Genomic DNA, 26,556 nt, shown 5'->3' on the forward strand with positions numbered 1-26,556 from the left:
TCCAATTCTGTTGGAGTTTGGCCGAGGCTGCAGCTATGAACTTTTACCATTCATCAACTAAGGAATACGACATGTCGCTCAACGACTTTTCGTCTACATCTCGAAGGCCTACCAGTATTTCTCGACGCGCGTTTGTCGGTGCCTCGGCGGCCGCTGGTTTGGCAACTCCGATTATTTTGCCTCGATTGGCGTCCGCTCAAGGCAGCAACGACAAACTGACGGTTGCATCCATTGGAGTCGGCGGTCGTGGCAGTGATATTGCGAATCAAGCCTCTCAGATTGGCAAGATGGTCGCTTGCTGCGACGTAGACAGCCGAAACGCGGCGAACTTTGCAACCTCTCGCAAAGAGAAAGGTGATGACGTTCGCACTTATACCGACTACCGCGAGATGTTGGAAAAAGAGAAGGATGTCGACGCGGTCACGATTGGTACGCCAGACCATTGGCACGTGAAGATTGCGATTGAAGCTTTGCAAGCTGGCAAGCACGTGTACTGCGAAAAACCACTGACGTTGACCATTGAGGAAGGCGCTTTAGTCAAAGAAGCCGCCAAGAAGTACGGCAAGACCTTCCAAGTTGGTACGCAACAACGCAGCGAGTTCAATAGGAATTTCTTGACCGCAGTTGCGATGGTGCATTTGGGGCGATTGGGCGGTAACTTGAAGGCCGTGAGTTCTGTGGGACGTGCGGCGTCGCGAAGCCCCAATCGAGATGCTCCATTTGGGCCATTCCCAACTCAGACACCGCCAGAGTTTTTAAACTGGGATATGTGGCAAGGGCCAGCTCAAGCGACCGATTTCGTTTCGGAGCGAGTGGGTTGGAACTTCCGCTGGTGGTTCGAGTACTCGGGTGGTCAAGTGACCGACTGGGGCGTTCATCACACGGACATCGCATTTTGGGCGTTGGCGGGTGCTGACGGACAAGCGATAGCGGCCGAGGGGACTGCTGGCTGGATGGGTGTTGAACAAGAGCAAGTGTTGGCGTTCTTGTCTGGCAAAGCGCCGATCACAAGTTTGCCACAAGCCTGGAACGTCGCTTATTCGTTCGATGTCGATATCGCTCTTTCGACTGGCAACACCATCAAACTGGTCAGTGGTCAGAATGAATTAGTGATTGAAGGCGATGCTGGGAAGATTCGCGTGAACCGCGGCAACTTGACTGGCAAGCCTGTCGAGGACATGAAGAACGATGAAGCATCGATGAAGGAAGTTGAAGAGAAGATGGCTCAATTGTACGGTGGCGAGCTGCCGAAGCGCAATTTGGGTCACATGCAAAACTTCTTTGATTGTATTGCGTCGGGTAAGCAACCTGTGGCGAACGTTGACGATCATGTGCGAGCTGTGAACGCTTGCCATTTGGCGAACATTGCTTTGGTTGCGAATCGCAAAGTTGAATTTGATCCTGCTACCAACACGATCAAGAACGACGAAGAAGCCAACGCGATGGTCGCTCGTAAGCGTCGCAGCGAGTACGACATCACGGTGTGATAGTCGCGCGAGCGTCTTGAGATAAACCCTCCTTCGGGAGGGTTGTGGGCCGGTAACAAGGTCACTCTCGTTTGTAGTCCCGCCTTCAGGCGGAATGGTAGACAAACTTCCGCCTAAAGGCGGTACTACAAACACGACGGCGGCTTTGCTTGTTCCCGTCTAAGGGGCTGTCGTTTAACCGTTGCGTTTCTAAAACGGTTTGAACTTGCCAAACAATCGCGATACCCATCCACGGGAATATCCCTCGCGAACATGGCCCACTTCGTTCTTTTCAATCTGCAGTTCCGATATCGCACGACTTAATACAATGTTGTCCGGGCCAACGTCTTCCGGTCGACAGATACCACTTAATGCCAACTCCCAAGTGTTATCGTTGTCTTTGATCTGCTTGCGAGCGGATAAGACCAACAGACCATTGGGCCGAATGTCCGCTATTTCCGCCGCGATGTTGAACGTCACCGACTCGCGCGTTCGCAAGTTCGAATCCGCGCGGTACACTTCGTTGTTCTGACCCGCAATGCGAGGATCGCCATCAGCTTGCTCTGCTGGCTTCAGGGTCGTTAGCCCTTCCAGCTTCACCCAATCGGTCAATAGCATGTCCAACGTCACGTTCTTGCGCGACTGCATCGTTCCCATTTGCTGAGTTTGAGCGGTCTCGTCAACTCGAATGTTGATCAAATCATGGATACGCAAAATGCGAGGCGGAGGCACCGGCGTGTAGATCCAAGAGGCCGAAGCAAAGTCTTGACCGGTGGGGCCATGTTGCGGTAATTGTGAGTATGCGGGCATGCCCGCGATCACTTGACCGCCGTTCTGAGGCATAATGCTGCCAGGAGGCAGGTTCGTAGGCGCTTGCAATTGGACTCGTGCACCGGCTGGTTGGACGGGATTCAGGCTTCCGTCCAGCGCCCCAGGATTCGCATACAGGCTTGAACGCTGTGCCCAGCATGGCGAAGACAGCAGCAGTGCTGCGGCAACGAACGCGGCCAGCGTTGGTGAAGTTTGCTTTAGGATCATAGTTTTCTGTTTCTGAGTTTCAGTTGCTGATAACGCTCACGACGCCAGGGCCCGTGATACGCGCGGTGACTTTGGAACGTTGAGGAAGTACTTCCACGACAATCAGATCATTCAATCCGCCGCCCTGCAGCGCTTTAGCGTTTGTTTTGACCATCAAACCAGCCGCACTCACTTGGATCTCTACTTCCTCGTTCTGATTGACCAGCCGCGGCGAACCGATATGACTCATCTCGATCGCTTGTCCGGTAGCCAAAGTTCGCTTGAGTTGCTTGCCAACCAAATCCTGCATCGCTGTAAAGCAGACGCTGGGGTCGGTGCGCGACGATTTGGCCAGAACGACCAGCTTCAAATCGGATTCGGAAAGGATATGATCGCGAGCCAAGCTGCGAGTGGTCGCGAAGACTCGCAAAGGCAGTTCGACGCGAGCGCCCACTTCGACCATAACCACTTCATCGCGCTGCCGCGTCTGCAAAACGAAGCGTTGATTGCCCAGCCACGGCGGCTGGCCGCCAGTGACCGCGATGATGCTGTTGCGGTTTCGCAAAAACCCGATGCCTTCTGGCGGCAGGTCCACCGCCAGCTCGTAATCAAAATCGCTGTCGCTAACCGTGCGCAAGTATGCCTGAATCGCACTGATGGCGTTTCGTTCAGACAACGATAAGCTTTGGTTGGACTGAAGCACAGGGACTGCTGTTGGCACCGCGGCCACTGCAGATGCAGGGACGATGGCCGATCCCGTTTCAGTGGCTGCCATTGGCCTTGCCGCTGCGATTTCTGCCACGCGACGTAGTCGGCATTCTGCACTGCCATTCCAAGTAATCGCTTTGGGATCGATGCCTTTGTATTGCAGCAGCGTTTCAATCGTTTCGCGAGACCAAAGCTGCTCGGACTGCGTAGCCGGCGAAGGCGACAGTACCACTTCTAACAACTGTTGGGAGACGCCACGGGAATGACGCAAGTCGATCAAATCTCCTAATCGGACCAGGTTGGTCGCAACACTGGCAGAATCTTTTAGCGTCAGTTCCAACAAAGTTGGAGGGGCATAGGAGTTCTGCGCATGCAGCGTTGGGGCCAGGCCTGCGGAGCACAGCCACAGCAAGATGAAGAAAAGCTGCTGCTGGAGCGCACGATCGTGAGTTGTTGGCGATGGCATAGACATTCGCATGATAAATTTCCAGAGACGATCGGCTAGTAACGTCGCAAGTTTGCGATCTGCTGCATAACTTGGTCGCCTGCCTGGATGGCTTGCGAATTTAGTTCGAAACCGCGTTGCGTCGTAATCAAGTCGATCAACTCTTTGACAGGTTCGACGTTCGACGCTTCCAGGGAGCTTTGCCGCAAGATCCCAAAGCCTTCTTGTCCCGGCTGCCCTTGCAGGGGGGGGCCGGAGGCATCGGTGGCGGAGTACATGTTCTCGCCTTCTTTCAGCAGACCGTCTGGGTTGACGAAGTTTGCTAACTGCAGATCCCCTTGCTGTTGCAGATTGATTTCGCCCGCCAATCGTACGAAGACTTGGCCGTTGGGGTTGATCACAATGTCGGTCGCTTCTTGCGGAATCGTGATCGGCGGTTCTAAAAGTCGACCTGTCTGCGCCGAACCTATGACCAGTTGCCCGTTCGCGTTGATGTCGAGGTTACCGGCACGAGTGTAGAAGACTTGTTGTGTCGAAGGGTCAGTGACCTGCAAAAATCCGCGGCCTTCGATCGCCACGTCCAGATTGCGGCCAGTGTCTTGCAGCGTGCCTTGGCGAAAGTCGGATTGGGTCGACTGCACACGGGCCCCCAGACCGACGGCGACGCCGGTAGGGGTCGGATTTTGTTGCGCGTCCAAGATACCCGGCATAACGTGGTTACGGTACAGCAGATCTTCGAAGTTCGCGCGATCGCGTTTGAATGCCGTCGTATTGATGTTAGCTAAATTGTTGGCGATGACATCCAGCTTGGTCTGCATCGCATCCATGCCAGTGGCAGCGGTGTACAATGACTGTACGCTCATCCTAACGTTCCTTTCGAAGCCCAGTAGACCTTGTCGATGCTTGGGTTATTACGCTTTTCTACGTGTGGCCGCTAGGGCGATATCGACCTGATTTACAAATGTCAATCTGGGTAAGCCGTTCGATCTATCGTCGCCGTCGTCTGTTTGCTAGCCTCCGGGAACTATGCAAGATTTTACTGTGCAACGATGTACCAAACGCTGTCGCAAGTCGAACCGACCGCTCGCCCCAGGTGAATGGTTTTATTCAGTCATTGAGCAACGCAATGCGAACACCATTCGTTACGACATCGCCTTGAGCCAGTGGACTGGCCAGCCAGAAAACGCTATCGCGTGGTGGAAGTCTCGCATGCCAGAAGCGAAACTTGCCCAGCGAAAGCCGACTTCTAACGCCGTGCTGCTGCAGCGATTAGCCGAATTTTGCGATGACCCAATGCAGCAAACGTTAGCGTATCTGCTGGCTATGTTGCTGGTTCGACGCAAGGTCCTGGAGTACAGTTCGATCGAGAACGCCATTCACAATGACGTTTTGGGCGAGATTGCGGAAGAAGGCATCCTGCTGCGAACTCAATCCGATGGCACTGAGTTCCGGGTCTTCGAGCTAGATGGCTCCATATCGACCGACGAACTGGAAACGTATCAGCAAGCGCTGCAAGAGTTGCTGGTCACGCAAATCGACGACGTCGATCCAGATGCTGCTCCGCTGACGAACGAAGCTGATGAAGCTGATGATTTAAACATGGATGAAGAACAGTCCACAAGGACCCAGACATGACGCAAGGATGCCAGCGTGATCAACAACGATAACTCCACCCATCAGTCGCTCCAACGCTGGCTAATAATAGGTTTTTGTGCGATGCTGGTGGTCAGTTCAAGCGGTGCATCCTGTTTACCTCGCAATCGATCGGCCTTAAGCGAATTTCAGCCGCCGATTCTTTGGGAGACGCCGCCCAGCTTGCAACAAATTGCGGATGTATTGAACCGTACGAACCAAGTCCAACAACTGCAGTCATCAGCCGTTACCGTTCGTATGCAAGGCTTACCAGCTCTCTCAACCTCATTGCTCTGGCGGCGCGATCGTGACTTTCGTATGCAAGGCAGCGTCACGCGTCTGACCGGCGTTGATTTCGATATTGGTAGCAACCAAGAGATCTTCTGGATGTCATCGCGTCACGATATGTCACCGACACTATATTACGCGCGGCATGACCAGTTCGAATCGCAGCTCAATCGCCAAGTGCTTCCAGTTTCGCCGCTGTGGGTCATGGAGGCGTTGGGGTTTGTCAGTTTGAATCCAAGTTTCGTGACCGAGCCGCCGCAAGTGGGCCCGGATGGCTTATTGCGAGTGAATTCTATCGTGCCGTCTCCTGCCGGTAACTATTATCGCACGCTGCATGTGGATTCGCGTCAGGGCATCATCCGCGAGGTTCTGTTGCGTGATCCTAACGGTCGGTTACTTGCCAAAGCTCAGTTGTCTCAGCATCAATACTACGCAGCCATTGACACTTCATTGCCGCACAAGTCGGTTGTTGAATTTATTCCGGTGGGCAGCGAGCCGATGACGTTGCAAATTGAAATTGGTTTTTATCGCTTGAACGAAAATGCTGACGTCGACGCCTCGAAATTCGCGAATCCTCAGACCAATGGTTTTCAGGTCATTGATTTAGCGAGCTTGAACATGGGGTTGAATCCCAACGCGGCCGCTCCAGCCTATCAGCCCAACGTACCTGTTGCGCCAGCCTATCGCGGTGTACCGTAAGCATGCGGTGATCTGATCGACGTTGATCGTATTCGTAGGCCGGAACAAGCAAGGCCAATACCTAGCGCCGGAACTTCGGTCGCTTATTATGAGTAGAGTCAATAACCCAAGCGACATTGATCGATTGGCTTTGCGCAGTTCCGGCAAGAATGAGAGCGACCTTGTTGCCGGCCTACGTGACTTGACAACACGCGGGGCCAAGCCCGCGCGGTACTACGAACGAGGCGACTGCTTTATGGAACGACTCGCAATAACACGGGTTGGCTTGTTTCGTTTTGACCGTTCTTGTTTCGGATGTGAATCGGACGCGTTTGGGCCTGCACCCAAGGGGCTGCGGTAATAAAAAACTGGCGATTGGTCTGCCCGGCAGGAAGCAACAGACCGCTGAGCCCAATGTTGCTGATGATGATCCCGTGCGGAAAGTTACGATTGGAGTCTTCGGTTCCAAACGAATACTCGACATCGTTGCTACCACCTTCCAATACCACGTTGGCTGTGATCGTTTCCCCTGGGCGAATCACCAGTTCCCTTAGCGAATCGGACGCGTGATCGCCGCCGGATGCGACCAAACGCGGCGCGATCAACGACTGCTTCTTGATGTCGATCGCGATCGGCTGGTCCATTGCGACGCGGACTTCTTCTCCCTGGATCTTCGCTGTACCAGAAACGATGATGGACAACTTCTCGGGTAGCTGATCGACCAACGTTGGGTCCAGATTGCGATCCAAGTAAATCGTGGCCACCGCGCTGATTTGTTCGCGTTCCACAAACAATGGCTGGCTGTACGTAATCCCTTCAGGCAGTCCGTCGAGGTTCAATGCGATGGGGCCGTCAAAGTTGTCATACCGTTGGACATTGATTTGCACTTCCGTCCCGCTGCCCAAGTGCAGTGGCTTGCTGGCACTGGCGGACAGCTCGAACCGCGGCGCTGGCTCGCGCACTTCTAGCTGATAACGGAAGTCCTCGCCCTCCATGCCACGCGCGTCACGGATTCGAACGACGTAGTCGCCCGAAACGGGAGCCGTAAAGTACAACTGGCTGTCTTTGTCCAACATCCGATACGCATCATCATCATTCTCAAAGTAGATTGGAAAGACAGGCAGACCGTTGGGGGCTGGCGACTGTCCTGGCAACAGTTCGCGCACGATATACGCTGGCTCATTCAACGCGTGCGTCGATGCTGTAGTGTCGAAGTAAGTCCAACGGTTGCCGCTGCCAGGGTAGACCAGAAAACCAGAATCAGGCCCACGTGGATAAAGCCACAGCTTATTGACTTCGCCGCTGGCATAAATCAGCTCGTTCAGCTCCATGTCTTCCCAGCGATGCAAGCGGTAGTCGTCGGATTGCGTCGAGTTTTTGCCGCGAAACGTGAAATAGGTTTCACGAACCGCTTGCAGAAGTGTCCGCAACACAGGCTGGCCATCGGCAGTCAGGATCTCGATGCGACTATCCAGTGGTGAACCCGACTTTCGCGCAATCACAGTAAAGACCCATTGCTGGCCCTGCTGAGCGGAAAAGCGAAAGTAGTCGTTGTCCGCTTGCTCGGTCGCCGAAGACTCATTATCGAACTCTGCATTGCCAATTACGCCATTGATTAGCACTGGCAGCGTGACTACCTGGGCGGTATGCGGCGAGTGGTTTGGTTCTCGCTCTTGAAGCTGCTCTGTCGGTTTGCGCTGCTTGCTGACAACGGTATCAACCGACATCACGACATCCACCGTAGGAACTGACGCAGCTTGGCTGGCTGGTTCGGCCAAACGGACGGTCTGCCCATTGCTCAGAGAGACTAGTAGCGTCTTGTCCGCAGCGTGGCGGTTCAGCGACAAGGGCATCGCATCTAACTGACCTACGACGCCCAGTGGCATCAGGTCGCGCGTTTGCCATAGTTTGACTAATCGATCGTTACCAGCAGAAGCGATCGTTTCGCCGTTGGCATCGAAGCGAATTTGCATAACAGCCGCTTCGTGAGCGAATACGGCCAGAAGCATGGGATTCACTTCCGGCTTATCGCGATCGATAATCTTCCACGCTCGGATGCGTCGATCGCTGCCAGCGGCGTAGACGCGATCGCCTTGCGGCGTGAACCGGCAAGTATACTGTTCGCCTTCGCATTGACTGAAAGTATCCAAGCGCGTGCGCGTTGAAACATGCCACAGTTTAATAGTCTCGTCGGCCGACGCGCTGCAGAGCAGTTTACCAGCGGGATCAAAGTCTAGATCGTAGATCGCGCCATTATGCCCGCTCAGCTTGCCCACCATTTGGCGAGTCGTTGGGTCCCACAGCAAAATATCTCGGTCGTAGCCGCCGGTCGCTAGCACGCTGCCGTCGGAGCTCATAGTCGCCGCGTAGATTACATCGTTGTGAGCGTCCCACTGCCAGCTTATCTCGCCGGTAGAGACATTCGCAATGGTGACTTGACCGCCCACGCCGGGTACACCTGCCGCGATCACTACATCATTCCTGCCCGCTTGTCTTATGGAAGTCACGCGACCAACGATGCCTTCGATGCGATGCAGTAGTTCGCCGCTAGTCGATTGGACTTCCGCATATCCGTCGAACCCCAAGACGATGACGCCGCCGCTTTGGTCCGTGGTCAAACAATACGTCGATCGCTTGGTCTCTTTTGTGTTCTTGTTGGAAAACGGTTGAACGCGAGTGCGCAAATCCATGCTTTCGTTAGAGCCTATCGCACCAGCTAACACCCAGCGTGTGATGGTTTCAATTTCTTGAGGGGTGGGTTGCGGCTGATCCTCTGGTGGCATTTTGGGTTCGACCGAACCATCGATCAGGCCGATCAATTTGCTGTGTTTTAGGTTCTGGGGATCGATTACAGCGCCTTGTTCGCTGCCACGCAAGATGCCGTCGTACGAATCGACGCGAAAGCCAGCTTCGGATTCTGTCGCGTTGTGGCAGCCGCTGCAATATTTGGTGAAGAGAGGCGCGACCTGCTGCTGGAAATCATCGCCACGAAGGCTCGGGTATGGTAAAGCGAAACCGAGGATGACAAATGCGTAGGTTGCGAAACGAAAAATGCGGTGCGCATTTACCTGATGTATGGAGCATGTAAACATGGCGGCGGGGAGAGTTTTATGCAAGTTGGGAGGTGGGCGGGTCGGAGGGAGGACCGTTAGCCAGATTATAGCAGAAGGTGGGCTGGAAATGGCGGCTTGCGGCAAGTGCTAGCCATTTCATCGCATGGCAACCTGGGGCAGATACGCAAAAAGGGTAAAATGATCGCTGCAAAATTCCTTACGTGGGGTTGTGCCAGATTTTGCGAAGCGTTACTACCAATGTATGAATCTTCCCGCAAGAAAAACACTTGAAATCGAACTCCATGACAGTCGCAGTCGGCGATGGTTCTTGGGTTGCGCCTTGGTGCCGCTGGCTGTTGCCAGCGTTGGGTGCAGTCGATCCATGTTAAGCTCTTCGCCGGTCATCGACTTCAGCCACCGCTCCAAAAGCTCGACGGAGATCGTTTATCCCAATCCCATGCAATTGGGTAACATGGACACCGAGTTCTTGTGGACGCAGATTATCGATACCGTAGATGACTATTTCGACATCAAGAAAGAAACCCGCGTTCGGCGCGATCTGGACCAATGGTCCGATGGCTTTGTAGAGACCTTTCCGCAGAATGGTGCGTCAATCTTGGAACCATGGCGAAAGGACTCTTCGCCCGGTTTTGAGAAGTTGCAGAGCACTTTTCAAACTATTCGCCGCACAGCGTTCGTGAAGGTCACTCCACACTCTGGTGGTTATGAGATTGGGATTGAAGTGATCAAGGAGTTGGAGGATGTGGATCGTTCTCAAAGCTCTGGCGAAGGTTCCGCTTCGCTTCGTCATGATGGTGGCACAGCTCGCGTGGATCAGCAGCTCTTAAGTTTGCCGTTGACGATTGGTTGGATCAGGCAGGAAAACGATCGTCTGCTGGAGCAGCGGATACTGAAAGAGATCGCCGGTCGCACGACGAATGTCGCCCCGCCAAAGCGCAAGTGGTTGCATAAGAACTAGCTCGCGGACCTGCTGAGGTATAATACCGCAGGCCGCTAGAGGCGGTACTACTGAAGTAGGACTCCCGCCTTATTGAACGGCCTGGCGGTTAGGATTTGTCCCGAAATAACTTCCCGATATGAACCGGCTTTTCTAGTTTAACCGCGTGCCCAGCGGGCCGCGTTTGTCGCTCTACAAGCGCGGGGCGATGCCCACGCGGTTAAACGAAAATACGGAAGTTATATCGGGACCGTTCTTTAAGCGAGTTACTAGTACAACTACTTCAAGTGGTACTCACGACAATGCGGACAACCTTTGTCACTGCTGAATCGAAACGTCTGCTTGATGTCTTCCCAAATCGTCATGCTCGGAACGTAAATGCGATCGCCCGGCAACAACTGATAGTTCGTGCTAACATCTCCCATTTGAATGATCTGCTGATAACAAACAGGCAGAATAATGCGTTCCGCGCCGTCGGGCTGTGGTCGCGTCAAAATGATCTTATGATCGTCCGCTCGATCCGATAAACCACCTGCGGCTATGATTGCATCCAAAACCGTCTCTCTACCATTCAACGAATAACAACCCGGTGCATTGACGTCCCCCATCACATAGTACGCGCCACTATCGCGGCTCACCATCCGGACCGCTACGCCATAATCGACTTCATCAAGCTCCGCCGACTGAGCCTCGCCGCGGAAGGATGCCAATTGGAACTGCCGCTCTCGTTTAGCAGTCTCGAAACTGGTCACGATAAATTGCACTTCATCTTGGATCTCCTGAGTGGACTTCCCGACCGCCACAATTCGACCGTAACTGCCCAAATCGATGGTACCATCTTGCTGGACCGTCTGATCGCTAGGAAATCGTACCGGACAGTTGAAGTCGTTCGGCTCGATCACCAACACATCGCCCGCTTCCATGCGATGCGACGGTAATGACGTTTTGCTCAACTCCGTCGGCACGCCTACGGGATGCCCGTTGGTCTGCCGCATTTTCTTGGCGGAAGTTAGCAGGTAATGAGAACCGGACGAGATCGGCAACCCCAATGACGAAGCGGTCCTGCATCCACTCGCACAAAACGCGGCGAACATCAACAGCAAGATGGCGGCCGGCAGCGTCGCTGCCAGTCCTGAGGAACCGACCAAACGATTTCGAAAGTGCACGTAGGTAGGTTGTTTTGCGGGCTTGTTGCTATGTAACATCATTCGTCCATGATTCCAATTAGTGCGAACATCCTCAACGCCGCCGCGATTGATTTTGTTGCGATGCCATATTTGTCACCGGAGTCCCAAGACTCGTTTGTAAGAAAAATTGAATTGCATTCTGCGTCAAGAGCTTGGCCGGTTGCAGCTTCAGCGTTGGCTTGCTCGCTGTACCACCAATGCTGACGTTCACCACCCGATCCTTGAGCGCCTCGTTGGCCCGCGCAATCATCGCGACTGGAGCGGGCGCAGCACTCATGAGCGGCGAATTGCTGAGCAACAGCAGTTGGTCCATCGGACCCGCTTTCTGTGTGCTTACAATCGCATCGACGTTCAGCCTTCCGTCCATTGTCGAACTGCCTTCCGCGAGAATCTGCAGATTGCTCTGCCAAAGCGCTAGCTGCTCAAGTTTAATAACGCCACCACCAAAATGTCCAAACAGATATCCGCCGTCGTCTTGTTGGCGCGAGCCATTGATACTGGGCAACTCAATGACCTGAGGAAGTTGATCCAGCACCGGCAACTCCATCGCTTTGATCTTCTTCAAATTGACGTGGAAGTCGCCCGTCGTCTGTTCGATGCGCGTCGCTCGCTTGGCGTTCACGGTCACTTGCCCATCGATAATCCCAAGCCCGATTGATTTGCCTTTAATAAGCTTGGATGTATCGATGCGTTCAAACTTCGCAACCGAATGCATGGTCATCGTTCGAGCATACTCGCCTTGGCTGGACAGGGCCACTGAGCCACCGCCCATTTCGACCGAACCACCACGACACTGCCACTGACAGATCTTTGACTGCAAGCCATACTTCCAGTCGATTGGGAATCGAGCATGACCGACAATCAACCCGGCAGCGTTCACATGATCGATGGCCAAGTTCGCTTGGCCGGACAGAGTTTGGTCTACGCGGCCGCGGATCGCGAGGTTCGCCGTACCATTGACGGGCAGCGAAGTGAACGGATTGGTCGCACGGCGAAGGTTCGCATTTCGAAGATTGAATTGGAAGTTGCCGCGAGGTACACCCTGTAAACTTATGTCCGCTCGAGCAGAAAGCTGTCCGTCCGCAATTCTGCCATCGATCTGCTTCAGCAACATGCGATCGCTGCGCAAGGCAACTTCGGCACTAATTCGGTCCGATAACTTCGAACGATTGAAACTCAAGTCCTCAGCAGAAAACCGAGCGATCGCCAGTAGATCATCGGCCGCTACACTACGATCGCGAACCACGCTCGCTCGTAATAGTCCGCTAATGGGCAAGTCGCGATTGCGAATCTTTGCGGCTTTCACCAACTGGTCCAGCCCAACGCGTGACAAACTCGCTTCGACAAAGATTGGCACCTTCTCGGCAGCCGGCTTGTCCAATTGCAAATAATCCCACAACTGCATCAAGCTGGTTCGCGCTGTCACATCCAAATCACCATTGCAAACTTTGCCGACCAGCCTTGAATGGACCAGCCCATCTTCGATCGCGATGTCGCCTCGCGTTAGCAAACATGCGGCGTCGTGGATCGAGGTGCCATGCGTCCGCAAGAAACCGCGACCGCTGAGCGACTGGAGGTTCGCAATTGAATCCACTTGTATGCGACCCGAAATCGTACCGGTTGCTGGCACGGCGACGCGTGCTGCAGCCAAGATACGTGCCAATCGTATCGCGTTGAATTCACCAGACAGTACCGTCTTGGTCCAATCCAACTCGTGCATGTCGGCCTTCAACGCATACTGGCCGCCCAGGAAGTCAGCGGATTGACTGGAAAGCTGCAGGCCATCACGATCAGCTTGCCATTGGAGTCGGCCTTGACCAACGCGAGTGTGAGCGTAATGCACATCGACGACTTCGATATCCCCTGCGGCGTTAAAATCAAGCGGACTGCCCTTTAATTGCACTTGGCCAGTCACCTCTGCGCGACCTGTCAGCGGCAGAGGTCGCTGCGAATAGCGATTAATCACTTGCGCTACATCCGCCAGCAGGACTTGTTGCCCAGCAGCAAACGCTTGAACATTGATCGTCGGATAAATCGGGCCAGCAGCATGCCAAGCGATGCGAGCGTTCCGCCATTGAGTTTGGACTTCCGGTATCGTGAGCTGGCCATTTACCACCGAGCATTCAAGATTTAGGTCGCTGAGATGTTCACTGGCAATCAGTAAGTCCCGGGCTGTCAAGCGAGCCGCGGCGGACCACAGGTCAGGCTCATTCGCTTGGTAGGTCGGAACCTGCGATTGGAATTGCAAAGCGAATCGCCCGTCGTAGGCATCAGGATTGAGCTCTGCGATTCTGGCAAGGCATTTGGGGGTCAGCAAAGTGACGTTGCCCGAGGATGTCAAAACACCGTTGGGCTTCAGGTCCGCTTGGACATCCATCGCTGCTTCAGCGACTTGGCCCAAGTGCTCGTCCACGAGAATCGCCGAACCGGTGTGCAGCCTTGCGATTCCGTTGCTGGCGGTCGCGGTCACAAGCGTGTCTGCAAGTCGCAATCGGCAAACGCTGACGTCCTTGAATTGGACCGCCGCAGTCGCTTGATATGTTTCAGGCTGTTGGTAAGACTCAAGCGGTAGCCGCAGTTGAGCTTCGTAAGCGATCTGCCCTGTTGCATCAGGACAACGAACTCGCTTGGCAACGTCGCTGATCAGAAACCCATCGCTGCGAACTGCCGTCGCCAGTATGCCTGTCAGTGACGAGGCAGCTTGAGCTTGATAAATTGCATCCAGGTGCACGTTGGCTTGGATGTCGCTGGATGGTATGCCGTCAAAGTTCAACTGTGAAACGGTCGTCGACGCGTCGCTGATGACGGAGATCTGCTGCGGCGACCATACGATCTGTGATTGGCCGCTCGCATTTGCGATCGCATGCCATGCGGGTAAGTCATTTAGGCTAGTGAGGACATCTTGCAATCGATGTAACTGCAAGTCGCTTGCGCGCAGAGCGAGCGTCGCTTGAGCAGTAGCGTCTTGCCAGTCGACGTCGGCTTCCAGTTCAATCGTTCCATCCAACGGATCGCATTGCATTTGCAAAGAAGCTTTGCTGCGGTGCTGCTGGAGTCGCAGGCTGGCGGCGCGGAGCAGCAGTCCTGCATGCTGATGCGTGATAGGACCCGCTTGAGCTTGCAGATCGAGTTCGAAGTCCTGTGGGTCTAATGAGTTCGCTGGATGTTGGACTTCGACCGACAACTGCCCGGACCATGTCACCAGGGCGTCGCGGATCAATTCGGGGACCAACGGGATGGCGGCGATCTGGCAAGTGCTCGCTTCCACTGTGTGACAGCTTAAACGTGTTGTACCGGCCAGCGTGACGGCGTCCAGCAGCGAATGGAATCGAACTTCCCCGCCCAGCAGTTGAGGAATCAGAGCGTCTAGCCGGATCTGTTGATCGCACTGCAAGTTCACTTGAATGTCCGCGATGCGGAAGGCGGGCTTACCCTGCTGGTGTACCACAAAAGCGGCAGACGCGAACCGCAAATGATCGAGCGGTATGGACAAGCTTTCGGACTGCTGGCCAGGAGATTCGCTGGCTGGAAACACGGACAGCAATTTACCGTCGGCGTCGAATCGCACATGCAAAGCGGGCTGGTCGACAATGATTGCTGCCAGCCATTTGCCGCTTCGCCAACCGGTCCACAACGAAGGCTTGATGTACACGCGCCGGATCGTCAGTTGGGGGCTGCCTGGAACACCGGGATCGTCAACGACAATTTCACCGGCTGATATCCAATGCCAGCCTAACGAGACGGTTTGGACGGTTACTGACGTGTTTAGAATAAAGCTTGCAAAGTATTGGACCGTTTTGCCAGCGATCCAATTTCCGAAGAGGATGGTCAGGAGAGCGCATACGAAAGCTGACCGGCAGAAAAGCAGGAAAAATCGTTTTCGTGGACGAGTCTGGCTGGCACCCAAAGTTTACTGACCCCGCGTTTGTAGAGCTTGGATTTGCGGTGGGTTTTACCAGTGGTCAGTAGTCGAGTAGCCCTATCTGAGTCAATGTTAATCTGCCAATAGTTTCGCATTGAAGAGCGCAAAGCGTAGGCCGGTAACCAGGTGAGCCAACGCCACGTTCGTAGTCCCGCCTTTAGGCATTGGTATCTACACAAGTATGGGTGACGCTGAAGCAGATGTTAGCTTGTTTTGCTACGTGAATCCGCAGGGTTTCGTTTAACCGCGTTGGGCATCGCCCCCCGTTTGTTGTGCCTTTAGCAGCATCGCGGCCCGTTGGGCACGCGGTTAAACGACACTTGACCCGTTTCGCCTGCGAATCAAACGTAAAGATGTGTAGATACCAATGGCCTTCAGGCGGAATAGTGCTCTGCGTTCGTAGTCCCGCCTTCAGGCGGAATAGTGCTCCGCGTTCGTAGTCCCGCCTTCAGGCGGAATAGCACTGTTAGGATCGATTCCTCCGAAAAGCGGCACGACGAACGGTCGCGACCCTGTTACGGCACAGCGGAGTGTGCCTACTACCTTGTATTACGGCACACGGAGTGTGCCTACTACCTTGTATTACGGCACACGGAGTGTGCCTACTACGCTTAATCTGGCAACTCAACGTGCTCGCGGTTGGCTACCTGACGCAGCTTGGTCAAAGCTCGCGTTTCCAACTGGCGGATTCGCTCCTTGGTCACGCCTAACGTCTCGCCAACTTCCTTCAAGGTCAACGGCTTCTGCTGATAATCCAAACCAAAGCGGCGGATAATCACCTCCTGCTCTCGCTGGTCTAAATGATGCAAAATACGGTTGATCTGCGTCTTCCGCTGCTGCAATGCCAATTCGGCTGCCAACTGGTTTTCGCGATTGTCTTCTTGAACCGCAAACGCCTCGTCACTACTGGTCCGGAAGCGATCACGATGCTTGAACTCATCGGGAATCGATCGAGCGAAATTCTTCATGATCGCCCAACTGGCATACGTGCTGAACTTGTTGCCGCGAGCAAAATCGAACTTCTCCACAGCCCGAATCAACGAGATGTTGCCATCGCTGATCAAACCAAAGAAGTCTTCGCCAATCCCCGCATGTCGCTTGGCAATCGACACCACCAAACGCAAGTTTGCTTGAACCAACGCGTTTTTTACTTCAACCGCTCGGTCATACAAATTCTCGATCGCCGTCATCAATTCAGGTTTCGGATCACGAGCATCCAATCGCTTTCGCTTCCGCGATGCAAGGTACTTCAGGTAATTCATCTTGCGGAACAAGTGATACTCTTGCTCTCGCGTCAGCAACTGCACTTCATACAGCGACGCTAAGTACAACGGCAGCCCGGATGGTGGACGCAGTCGACGTTGTGGCTCGTCGGCGACCGGGAAATCGCCCAAGACTTCTTGAGCCAACGACTTGCTCTTGCTGACCTTCGCAAACATCTCGTTGTCGATAAAGTCCAACGGCAGTTCCATAATCCGTTGAGCTCTCTGCTGCTTGATGATCGCATGCACGGTCGATCGATGGCGATTGTAACGTCGCGAAAGCGTCAAAACGCTTACGCCGCGTTGATATTGGTCGTATATCGATCGCAGCTCTTCTTCGGTCAACAATTCGCGGTGGTCCGGGAAAACGGCAAGTGCAGGATTCTCGCGATCGAAGTTTCGCAACGTGTATCGAATCGCTTCTGCACTGCGGCCAGTCCCTTCCGAAATGCGTCGCGCTACTTCGGCCAACGTCGCACCTTGACTAGCGATCTTGCGAGCGCGATCAATGATCTCCGCTTTTTCGTCCGGCGTGATCTGACTGAATTTCTCACCACGATCGACGCGAGCGCGGTTCGTCTTGATAAACCGCTCCACACTGCTGTTCAGAAAACCAACTCGTTTTCTTCCCTCATGCAAAAAGCGTCGCGATACCAAACCACGATCTCGCCATCGCGCAATTGTCTTGGTCGACACCTTAAACATCTTGCTCAGGTCTTCCACCGTATGAACCGGTTCAGGAATCTCGTCAGTGCGAATGTCCATCGAGTCCGTGATGTCTTCAATAAAGAGTCGCAAATCATGAGCCGCATCCTCTCCGCTGACCGTCATCCGCGCTGCTTGGTCGGGTCGCACTTTGGTGATGCGGTAGAAGATAAAGTCGAACGGATACGACTTTTCTGCAACGATTTCCGCCAATAGCTTCTCGGCGCGATCCGCTTGCTCCAAACGCTTTTCCCGCGGCGCGAAACGAACCTGCTGGTCTCGCAATTCACGGACGGCGGCAATTCGATAATCTTGACTCATGATAAACTCCCTTTGGCGAGTACGTGTCGTCTAATCCGTGCGATTCCCGATCGCTACGACCAACCTCGCTATTTGGGGGCACGCCACAACATCATGTCGAGGCAAATACCTGCTTGATCGCAAAACATGTTGCAGCCAAGCCACGCGATGACCAACAAATCAGCGCATCCGCCTTAACCGCATCGGCTACCTGTGTTGATAACTGGGTTGCGGTCTGCCAAGGTTGATGTTGTATGATTCGTCGTGGCTATTGACTCGTTAGGTCCTCCGATCCAACGATCTCGCAATAACCGTAAATTTTTTTGACATTGCGTACTATCAAGTATAGACGAAAGATGTCAAAAAAAGTTCACTCATGCTTGCCTTGAATGCAATTTGTACGCCAATGCTCGCTATTGGCAACGCCTGCGAAGCTTATCCGGACAATTTGCCCTTAACCGAGCGGTAACCTGGGCAATATCGTGGTTTAATGGGAAAACAGACGACATGGTGAAGTTTGCAAGTTCCCGAGTTTAACTCTCCAATTCCTTGGAATTTTATTGCATGCTTACAAAGTAGGCAGTTATCGCTCCATTTTAAGACGCTTCGTATCAAAACGTGTTGAAGTCCGCACAGGAAAGTGTCCTGTACAGGATTGAAAAAACTAATGAGAGAAGCTGGCCAATCTACGTCAGCTACGAACACTCGGCAAACTTTGCAGATCAGCCAAACTTCAACGACGGTAGCGATGATACTGCCTTCCACTGGCGATCTTTGACGATGACATCGCATGTCCACCTTCACGATTCGATCCAAACGATTGCTTGAATTGCCATGCTCCAAAACTCGAACAACCGTCGCCAATTTCTCCTGCACAGCTTTGTGGCCACCAGTGCTCTGGCCGCATCGAACCTAACCAACCGATCCGCCCACGCTCAGTCGCGCTTGATTTCAGCAGAGAAGAAACCAACAACTGCGGTTGGCGGCGAGGAAGTTCGCACACGCGTCAAATCGGTCCTCGAAGTCCGCGGCGAAGTTCGGCTGAAGAACAACCGTGAAGCGGCGGTGGATACTGTCCGACGCGCACCGCTGGAATCCAAAACAACATTGCAATACGAAGAACTGCTGGCGGTCAACTCCGATAGCTCGCTGGCCGCCCTGAAGTTCCAGATCGCTGAGTCAAGTAGTACCATTGAAAAGCATGCCACCGACTTGGTCTTGCGCGAACAATCAACGACCATGATTCGCTGGACCAATTTGAACGAGTCGAACTCGCATACCGCCGGCGTCCAGCAACCGCTGACCGAGACCGAACGCAAACTGGCGGAAAGCCCCGTCGTGACAATGTTCTTGGACAAACTGATCCCTACCAAAGGTCTCTTGATCGGGGAAAAGACGAAGCTGCAGCCCAATGATGTCGCTCGCTTGCTGAATCTAGATGCGGTGCAAAGTGGTACGTTGACGGTTGTCATCGTGGATCGCAAAGACAATCTTGACCAGCTTGAAATCACCGGTGAACTGTCCGCATCGGTCAACGCCGTGCCGACCAAGATCAACGTTACGGGAAAAGCAACCGTGGACCGCGACCAAGACCTAGTCACTTATCTTGCCGCGGCGGTTACCGAGGAGCGTGAAATCGGTTATGCCGAGCCTGGCTTCCAAGTCACCGCACGATTGCGTTTGATTCGCGAGAAAATCAGTGGCGCTGGATCGCTCGAACCGCTCTCAAGCTACACATCGATCTTCCAGCAACGCCAAGAGCGCTTGCTGCAATTGTACGAATCCAAAGATGGTGGCTACCGCTTTTTCGCGGAAGCGGATTGGGTTATCTACAAAGATAGCGAGATCGACGCCATGCTGAGGCTGGTTCGGGACAACCGATCGCTGGGGCAATGCAACATCGTGAATCTGGCGGACATGGAACCTGGTAAGCAACTGACCATCGCCGCATTCAAACAGGATGTGCAACGCATCTTGGGCAAGTCCTTTGGACGGCTTATTGAGGAATCGGAACGCGTCACAGACAACAAGCTGCGTTTGATGCGCGTGGTCGCTGGCGGTCAAATTGAAGGTGTCGAGGTGGTGTGGGTAAACATGTTGATCAGCAACGATGAAGGCCGCCACGTGTCCGTTGTCTTTACGACGAACGTCGAACGGATGGGGGACTTGAACTCCGCGGACATTCAGTTGGCTGACACCTTTGAGTTCACCAAGCGTCTGAAGTCGGCTGAAGAGTTGGCTGAATCCAAAGCGGAGTAGTCTTTAGAGTATTAGGCACACTCCGCTGTGCCGTCAAAGTGGCAGGCACACTCCGTGGGCCGTCAAAGTGGCAGGCACACTCCGTGGGCCGTAACGAAAATCGTTTGCATTCGGCACTCGGAGAGTGCCTGCTACTGTGCTACGCCAACGACCACTTCTTACGCAACGACCACTGCAGCGTCAGCAAGAACACAACCAACAGAAACACAACCCAACTATCAATCGCACCCTCACCTAAATGGTGCGATTCCACTAACGTCACACTTTGATTGATCGCTTGCTGTCGCAGCAACTCGATCAGCGAATCGATCTGCTCTGGCGGTATCACACGACCACCGGCTCGCTCGTTCAGCTCCGCAAGTTGGTTCATCAATTGCCAGTCAGGAGCACCGCGAATCAACTCGATCGCATCGTCAATCACGTCGAACGGCAAACGATCTTCATACACGCGGCCATCGGGACCTGTCACCGTCGCAACCAGATCATATCGGTTCGCTTCAAACAACCCAGGCAGAGTTCCGCCGACGCTTGCGAGATCTTTTTGAGTTGGATTTACGACTCGGGCCGAAGCGCCGGCTTGCTCGATCGCCACCTTGATATCCTGCGGAATCGCTTGGCCAGGCTCCGAACCAGTCCACTCGACGCGATAGCCAACCGCATTACCGGCCCGAATCCGTCGTTTATCCATAATCACTTTTAAACCTGGCTCGCGCTCTTGAGACTGCATGGCCCACAAGATCGCTTGTCGCCAAAACCTGCGATGAACCTCCGCTTTGCCGCCGCGCAGCCACAGATATGACGTATCGAACGTGATCATCAAAACCCGGCCGCGATCGTAACTGTTGGAGACAATCAACGGCTTGCCATTCTGCGTTTCCGCTAGGACTTGAACGCCTGGTTGAGGCGACAAGTCGCCGACGCGGTTGGCCCCTAACATCGCAGGCAACGTGGCCCAAGCTTTCACCAACTGCTCGTCGCTCACTTGGCCAGGAGCGCCAATTTCAAAGATCGGGTGGCGTGCTCGCAGCCTGACATTGATCGGCCCAGGATGATGTAAGTCCGCGATCGGGTCAGCGAAGGTCTGTCGCGGAAAGCCCGCAATGCTCACAGGCAACAGCGATGCTAGCGGTGTCGAATCGTAGCCACCAGGGCCGTAGGCATGAAAGCCGCCCAGCGTGATCAGTCCCGCACCTCGGCCAACACGATCGATTAAAGCTGCCAGCGTCTTATTGCCAAGCGCTGCGGAATCGACATCGCCCAGGATGATGCAGTCGTAAGTGTCATCTTCCAGGAAGCTGGCCAAGCTGTCGACCGGCCAGCGATCGCGAGTATTTCGCAAGAGCGGGAAATGGTCGACTTGCAGATCGTCGCTATCAGCCAGCGCACGCGCGATGAACTTTCTTTCCGGGCGTGGTTCTCCTTCGACATACAAGACGCGCGAGCCCGCTTCGCGCACATTCAAAAAGCACGTCTGCGAATTATTCATCAACGTCGCTTCGCCCTCGATCGGTTCGGCTCGGATTAAAATCTCATACGCCCCTTTGCTGGGGGCAACGATTGGAAAGCTAATCGGCAGCGTTTGTTCGGTTCGCGTGGGCGTCAGCGTTTGCTGGACGGTGGACACTTGCGAGCCCGCTTTGTCCTTGAGCGTCGCGGTGACCGTTAGCTCTCGATTGCCCAGCCCAACTGTCTTCAACAATCCTCGTACATTAATCACATTCTTGGCAAACGCGTCGACTTGTTCTGGCACTGTATCCACCCATTGGTCCAAGCTTTCGCTGCTGCCAGACCGCGGCCCGACACCCACCAGATACAACGCGATATTCGATTCGGTTAGTTGTCGCACGACCTGTCTGACGTTAGTGCCCGTTTCATCCGCCGTTTGAATAGCGTCGCTGATCCAGATGATCGATTGCAAAGGGGGTTCAGTCGACGCATCAATCGCCGCCTTCATCGGTCCGGCCAGATCCGTCAGCGAACCGGTGGGCGATTTTTCCAACTGAGCGACCGCGGCCTGAAACAACTCGTTGAGCGCTTTTTTGGACCGATCCAACGCCTCCACTTCGCTCTTGGGTACGTTCAGTTTGGAATCAAAGGTGAACAGTTTAAGCGATGTACCTTCGGGCAGACTGGAGCTCGATTGTCCGATCCGCTCCGTAATCTGTTTGGCCAGTTCCCATCGCGAACGTGTGCTGACTCCTGACGGCAACTGCATACTCATCGAGCGATCGAGCATGACAGCGATGGAGCTTTCCGGTGCCGCTTGCCGAGTAAAGCTGACGCCAGGCCTCAGCAGCGCCAGTGCGATCAGCACTAGCAGCGATATGCGTATGGTTGCCAGAACAAATCGCTGCGCCGAAGTCAACTGTCCACGTTCGCGCAAAAAAATCAACGTAACGACGAGAGCGCAAACGATGCCGCCGACAAGCAGCCAGAGATTGAACTGGGGCTGGACCGAGAACTCCATTAAGCACGCCCCATCGCTAATTTCCAGTTTCGCGGGGCGTAGAAATTCTGAGCCATCGCCTGTTCGGCCAGGAATAGCCCGGCCAGCACCAGAAACAGGAACGGCCCCAAGTCGCGACCATATCGGCCTTGGCCAATCGATTGTTGCAAGCCTTCCTTATCGCTGGCAACCAAGTAATTGCCATCACCCAGCATCGCATTCAACTGGGACTTTTCCATCCGCACCAGCGACGTGGCTCCAGCGGCCAAATGGACAGCGAAGCCTCGGACGTTGGCGGAGTTCGATGAGTACTCACGCAACCGATAATGCCCCGGTGTATTGGTAAAGCCATAGAGAATCGATTGCCCATCAACTTTGATTTGTTCGTCGCTGCCATCGGGATGAAACAGTTCGAATCGATTCGGCAATCGCGAGTTTTTCCACTCTAAAAAAGCGGTTTCGCCGACTGTGAAATTACGTCGCAGTTCACTGGTCGCTTGCAGATAACGACCGGTGCCCAGCATGGTACCGAAGGCGACCCATGCGTCAGGCGAGGTCGTCAATACGTTCCAAGGCCCATAGCCCGCTTTCTCCAAATCGGGAATGGGCGAGGCGAACGTAAGGATACGGCCGTTGCCTCGCACTTCCTCAATGATCGCCGGTAAACCACTGACCGTGAACCTTGCCAATGGCCGCGCCGCTGAACGCAGATCTTCGATATCCCAGTGCCGGTAGACCGCATAGCGGCCCCAAGGAATGGTGGCGACTTCCTTGCCAAATTCCAACCAGATACCATGCAGCGGTTCCATGTTCTCGATATACACGTCGCGTTGTGGCCGCCGCGTAATTCGCTTTAATGTACCTGGAAGCAAAGCTGCCAGGCCTTCCACGGCTGCTGCTGGATTGTCCTTGCCACGTCGCTCGAGAGCTTGTGCGGCGCGAACATCAATGGCACTTCCAAGATTTAATACCAAGCCCCCCCCGTCATCCACGAACTTGGCTAACCTCGCGAGCGTTTCAGCCGGTAACGCCAGCGGCGGATTATGCAAAGCGACCACCGCATATTCCGCGAGGTCTTGATTGGCAAGCCGATCGAGAGAAAGCACATCGGCATTGCTGCCCGTCGGATCGAGCATTAAAGAAAGCAAGATCGCTTCGTCAGACAGCCCTGCGACTGCGCCCCCCGTTTCGCTGGCCTTAGGTTTTTGAGTGTCAACGACCAGCGCTTTGCCAGATTCAACCCCTTCGATCGTAAAAGCATAGCTTCCATCGACCGCTAGCGGATCCACTGTTCCCAATCGCAAATGGTAGTTGTTGGTCCCCTGCGGCAGGTTGCTGACCTGGAACGAGAACGCAGCGGTGTCGCCGCGCCCTTGGCTGTCGACCAGTTTACGATCGATGACTTTCGTCCGTGGCGTGACCAGTTTGCCGTCTTCGATGCGCGGCAGCCCAGGCTCGTTCTGTTCGGCCAGTAGTTCCAGAACCACTTGTTGCGCCGGAGAGTTCTTGGCCGATTGGACCATCGCGTCGATTTGGATGGTCGCTCCCACGGACGCAACGTCTTGGCTGACACGGACTTGATCGATTCCCCAATTGGTGTGTTCGGCGGTGCCGACGTCGACAATCTGCAGCAAGATCGGCTCGCCATCGCTGAGCATGGCTTGGATGGCCGAATCGCTGCCGGACCAAGCGGGACTGGATAGATCAGTGATGACGTAGATCTCATGCCGATCGAAATCCGAACTGCGAACCAACTCAATCGCTCGACGAATCCGATCGACCAGATCAACCGTCGCCCCTTGGACACGCAAGCGCTCAATGCTGTTTTCTGCAGCGGAGTGCCCCAACTGCAAGCGATCGCTGAAGGCGCCGGTCAGCACGCCAATCATGCTTTGCTCATCCAATCGGCCCACGATCCAGCGAGCGAAATCTTTTGCTTTCTCCAATCGCGATTCGTTTTGAAAGCGATAGTCCATCGTCGGTGACGTATCGATGATCAATGCCGCGGCAACCGGTCCAGAATTCGATTGCATCGGAACATTAGGACCACCGGCCAGTACCAGACTGCTCCAAACAGCGACCGTGGTCAGTAATAACGAAGCGATCAGCAGCGTTGTATATCGCACAGCCTTGGTCGCTCGTCTGGCAAACGCAAAGGCGCTAGCCACCAAGGCGAACACGCCGAAAAGTCCCAACACGCCGATGGAAATCCAGCTCGCAAAGCTCGCTTGATGCACACGCGGCGAGGCCAGCGCTAACGCGAATAGCAGCACCATCGCGATTCGCAGCAGCAGCAGCAACCAACGTTTGACGGACCAACCGCGTGCCGAAGCGATGCGTGTGGTTTGTACAAACTGCAACGCAGGGAACAAGACCGATTTAGGCTGGCGGCGACCACTGAAGTGAATCAAGACTGGAATCAGCGCAAAGGCGGTTCCGGCAATCAGCGACATATGTAAGAAACTCATCTCGCTCCTTTGCCTTAAAACCGCTGACGGCGACTGAGCAAGTATTCAAGCAACGCTTTGTCGTAAGGCATCGAGGTATCCAGCGGCACGTAGTCGATTTTCGATTCGCTGCACTTTTTGTCCATTTGCGTACGGAAGTCCTCGATCGCTTTTCGATAGTCTGCCGCAATCTCTTCGGCTTGAACCGACATTCTTTGGTTCGTTTCTGGGTCGATCAATTCTACGACGCCCTCAAACGGGAAGTGCACTTCCGCTTCATCCAGCACATGGAACACGATGACGTCATGCCCCCCCCCTCGCAGACGACGCAGGGCTTCAATCGTCGCCGGTACATCTCCAAGAAAGTCGCTCATCAACATAATCAGCGACTTGTGCCGCAACATCGCCAGTAGATTGTGAACGGCTTTGGGGAAATCCGAGACACCGGACGCTTTCAGTTTCGATAAATGAGCCAGAATGGTTGCGACTTGCGAGCGACGCGAGCGAGGTGCGGCTCGGGCAATCAGTTTTTCGTTGTACGTCATCAAGCCGACGGGATCTTGCTGCGAATTCATCAGATAGGCAAGCGCAGCGGCCAGACAAATCGAATAATCGAATTTGGTCAGTTGTTGCCGATGCGTATAGTCCATCGAGCGACTGACATCCATGACCAAGTAGCCCGTCAAATTCGTCTCGGATTCAAACTTTTTGACGTAATAGCGATCGGTCTTTGCATAGACCAACCAATCGATACCTTTCGGGTCATCCCCAGGGGCGTAGCGTCGATGTTCCGAGAATTCGACACTGAATCCTTGCAGCGGGCTGGCATGCAAGCCTTGCAAAAATCCGCGCACTATCATTTTCGCGCGCAGATCAAGCCGTTTGATCTGCGATGCAACTTCAGGCTTCAGGTATTGTTCAACTGCCGTCATGACACGCTACCAAGAGGGAATTCCAATAAGTAGCGTATTCTATCATACTTCGCCGTTGAGACTACTTCTGATAACCTGCGGTCTGTGCAGGGATTTTTTCATTGCCGTTGCCAGACATCCAACCTGTGGGGACCACCGATTCAGAATGACCGGTGTGTTTTTCCAACTGCTGGACTACGGAACCGGACATGACGGGCCCAGCGCCCATAGCCGACCAGAACTGATGGTCGCTGCGTGCCAACGTATAACCAGAATTGATCACGGTTTGCTTGGTCCTAGCGTCTGTGGCAACGACGACCAGTTTTGCAGTCCCCATCGCTCGTTTCTTTTCATAGACGGTCACCTTCGGAACACTGCCCATCAAGCCCAAAGGGACTTCCGGAGTGCCGACGGTCATGTCAGTGCGGTCAGTACCAACCCCTCCCGAGGCGACTTCGAGGATTACATCGGCATCGTCGCCTTTATCGACCAGTTTGCAACCATGGTTCAGCAGGCGAGAGTGCAGGCCCACGATGACATAGTTCTTGTCAATGCAGTCCAAGTAGTCTGTTTTGACAAAGACGTTCGCGCCAGCGATCGGTCGAAAGTCGATGCGATTTAACGATTCATCGACGGCCGAACTGATCAGCAGTTGTTCGATGCCTGTGCGGGCGGTATCGGATTCCTTCACCGACGCGCATCCGCTGCTGGCGACCAGTAGCAGCAACATGATAAGGAAGTGTTGATTCAACTTTGGATTGCTATGGCTCATCGTCTCAATTTCGCTTTGAGTGGGTAAACATATGTTCGTGAAACAGGACAAGCGATACTGAATTGGTACAAGCAACGTCAAGAGGATTTCCACAGTTCGC

Annotated in this window: 16 protein-coding genes; 5 read left to right on the plus strand and 11 right to left on the minus strand. The window is 54.1% G+C overall.

Annotation, left to right across the window (positions count from 1 at the left end; genetic code table 11):
* Nucleotides 1-71: 71 nt before the first annotated feature.
* Complete coding sequence (locus tag SH302x_RS17570) at nt 72-1,487, plus strand: Gfo/Idh/MocA family protein (RefSeq protein WP_479363749.1); 1,416 nt, start codon at nt 72-74, stop codon at nt 1,485-1,487.
* A gap of 189 nt (nt 1,488-1,676) precedes the next feature.
* Here the strand turns inward: SH302x_RS17570 and SH302x_RS17575 are convergent, their stop codons facing one another.
* The 3 genes from SH302x_RS17575 to flgG are packed head-to-tail and all read right to left on the minus strand — an operon-like array spanning nt 1,677 to nt 4,499.
* Nucleotides 1,677-2,504, minus strand: a complete 828-nt coding sequence (locus tag SH302x_RS17575; protein ID WP_479363750.1) for a flagellar basal body L-ring protein FlgH — start codon at nt 2,502-2,504, stop codon at nt 1,677-1,679.
* Between the two features lie 19 nt (nt 2,505-2,523).
* Nucleotides 2,524-3,657 carry a flagellar basal body P-ring formation chaperone FlgA gene (gene flgA / locus SH302x_RS17580; RefSeq protein WP_479363751.1) on the minus strand — a complete coding sequence of 378 codons (1,134 nt, stop codon included), beginning with the start codon at nt 3,655-3,657 and terminating at the stop codon, nt 2,524-2,526.
* A 35-nt stretch (nt 3,658-3,692) separates the two neighbouring features.
* Entirely contained in the window at nt 3,693-4,499 is an 807-nt protein-coding gene (gene flgG / locus SH302x_RS17585) for a flagellar basal-body rod protein FlgG (RefSeq protein ID WP_479363752.1), read from the minus strand.
* A 178-nt stretch (nt 4,500-4,677) separates the two neighbouring features.
* Here flgG and SH302x_RS17590 point away from each other — a divergent pair, with 178 nt between their 5' ends.
* Nucleotides 4,678-5,271 (plus strand): hypothetical protein, encoded by a 594-nt coding sequence (locus tag SH302x_RS17590; protein ID WP_479363753.1) that lies wholly within the window; start codon nt 4,678-4,680, stop codon nt 5,269-5,271.
* A gap of 15 nt (nt 5,272-5,286) precedes the next feature.
* Nucleotides 5,287-6,255 (plus strand): hypothetical protein, encoded by a 969-nt coding sequence (locus SH302x_RS17595; protein WP_479363755.1) that lies wholly within the window; start codon nt 5,287-5,289, stop codon nt 6,253-6,255.
* Between the two features lie 233 nt (nt 6,256-6,488).
* On the opposite strand, the gene SH302x_RS17600 is transcribed toward SH302x_RS17595, so the two are convergent.
* Complete coding sequence (locus SH302x_RS17600) at nt 6,489-9,326, minus strand: c-type cytochrome domain-containing protein (protein ID WP_479363756.1); 2,838 nt, start codon at nt 9,324-9,326, stop codon at nt 6,489-6,491.
* Between the two features lie 223 nt (nt 9,327-9,549).
* Here SH302x_RS17600 and SH302x_RS17605 point away from each other — a divergent pair, with 223 nt between their 5' ends.
* A complete protein-coding gene (locus tag SH302x_RS17605) occupies nt 9,550-10,266 on the plus strand; it encodes a hypothetical protein (RefSeq protein WP_479363758.1) in 717 nt (238 codons plus the stop codon).
* Between the two features lie 257 nt (nt 10,267-10,523).
* On the opposite strand, the gene SH302x_RS17610 is transcribed toward SH302x_RS17605, so the two are convergent.
* The 3 genes from SH302x_RS17610 to SH302x_RS17620 form a co-directional block, all read right to left on the minus strand.
* Entirely contained in the window at nt 10,524-11,453 is a 930-nt protein-coding gene (locus tag SH302x_RS17610) for a polysaccharide biosynthesis/export family protein (RefSeq protein ID WP_479363760.1), read from the minus strand.
* A gap of 31 nt (nt 11,454-11,484) precedes the next feature.
* Nucleotides 11,485-15,084 carry a translocation/assembly module TamB domain-containing protein gene (locus SH302x_RS17615; RefSeq protein ID WP_479363761.1) on the minus strand — a complete coding sequence of 1,200 codons (3,600 nt, stop codon included), beginning with the start codon at nt 15,082-15,084 and terminating at the stop codon, nt 11,485-11,487.
* Between the two features lie 881 nt (nt 15,085-15,965).
* The gene (locus SH302x_RS17620; protein WP_479363762.1) at nt 15,966-17,642 is read right to left on the minus strand and encodes a sigma-70 family RNA polymerase sigma factor; all 1,677 of its coding nucleotides are present in this window, start codon (nt 17,640-17,642) and stop codon (nt 15,966-15,968) included.
* Nucleotides 17,643-18,455: 813 nt separating this feature from the next.
* Between SH302x_RS17620 and SH302x_RS17625 the strand changes: the two genes are divergently transcribed.
* Nucleotides 18,456-19,880, plus strand: a complete 1,425-nt coding sequence (locus SH302x_RS17625; protein WP_479363763.1) for a hypothetical protein — start codon at nt 18,456-18,458, stop codon at nt 19,878-19,880.
* A gap of 139 nt (nt 19,881-20,019) precedes the next feature.
* On the opposite strand, the gene SH302x_RS17630 is transcribed toward SH302x_RS17625, so the two are convergent.
* From SH302x_RS17630 to SH302x_RS17645, 4 genes are all read right to left on the minus strand, one after another.
* Nucleotides 20,020-22,347 (minus strand): VWA domain-containing protein, encoded by a 2,328-nt coding sequence (locus tag SH302x_RS17630; RefSeq protein WP_479363764.1) that lies wholly within the window; start codon nt 22,345-22,347, stop codon nt 20,020-20,022.
* A complete protein-coding gene (locus tag SH302x_RS17635) occupies nt 22,347-24,794 on the minus strand; it encodes a BatA domain-containing protein (protein ID WP_479363765.1) in 2,448 nt (815 codons plus the stop codon). The genes SH302x_RS17630 and SH302x_RS17635 overlap by 1 nt, the downstream gene beginning before the upstream one ends.
* 14 nt (nt 24,795-24,808) lie before the next feature.
* Nucleotides 24,809-25,705, minus strand: a complete 897-nt coding sequence (locus SH302x_RS17640) for a DUF58 domain-containing protein (RefSeq protein ID WP_479363767.1) — start codon at nt 25,703-25,705, stop codon at nt 24,809-24,811.
* Between the two features lie 61 nt (nt 25,706-25,766).
* The gene (locus SH302x_RS17645; RefSeq protein WP_479363769.1) at nt 25,767-26,456 is read right to left on the minus strand and encodes a DUF6655 family protein; all 690 of its coding nucleotides are present in this window, start codon (nt 26,454-26,456) and stop codon (nt 25,767-25,769) included.
* Between the last annotated feature and the right edge of the window lie 100 nt (nt 26,457-26,556).

The sequence above is a fragment of the Njordella calcicola genome (genome assembly GCF_056494125.1).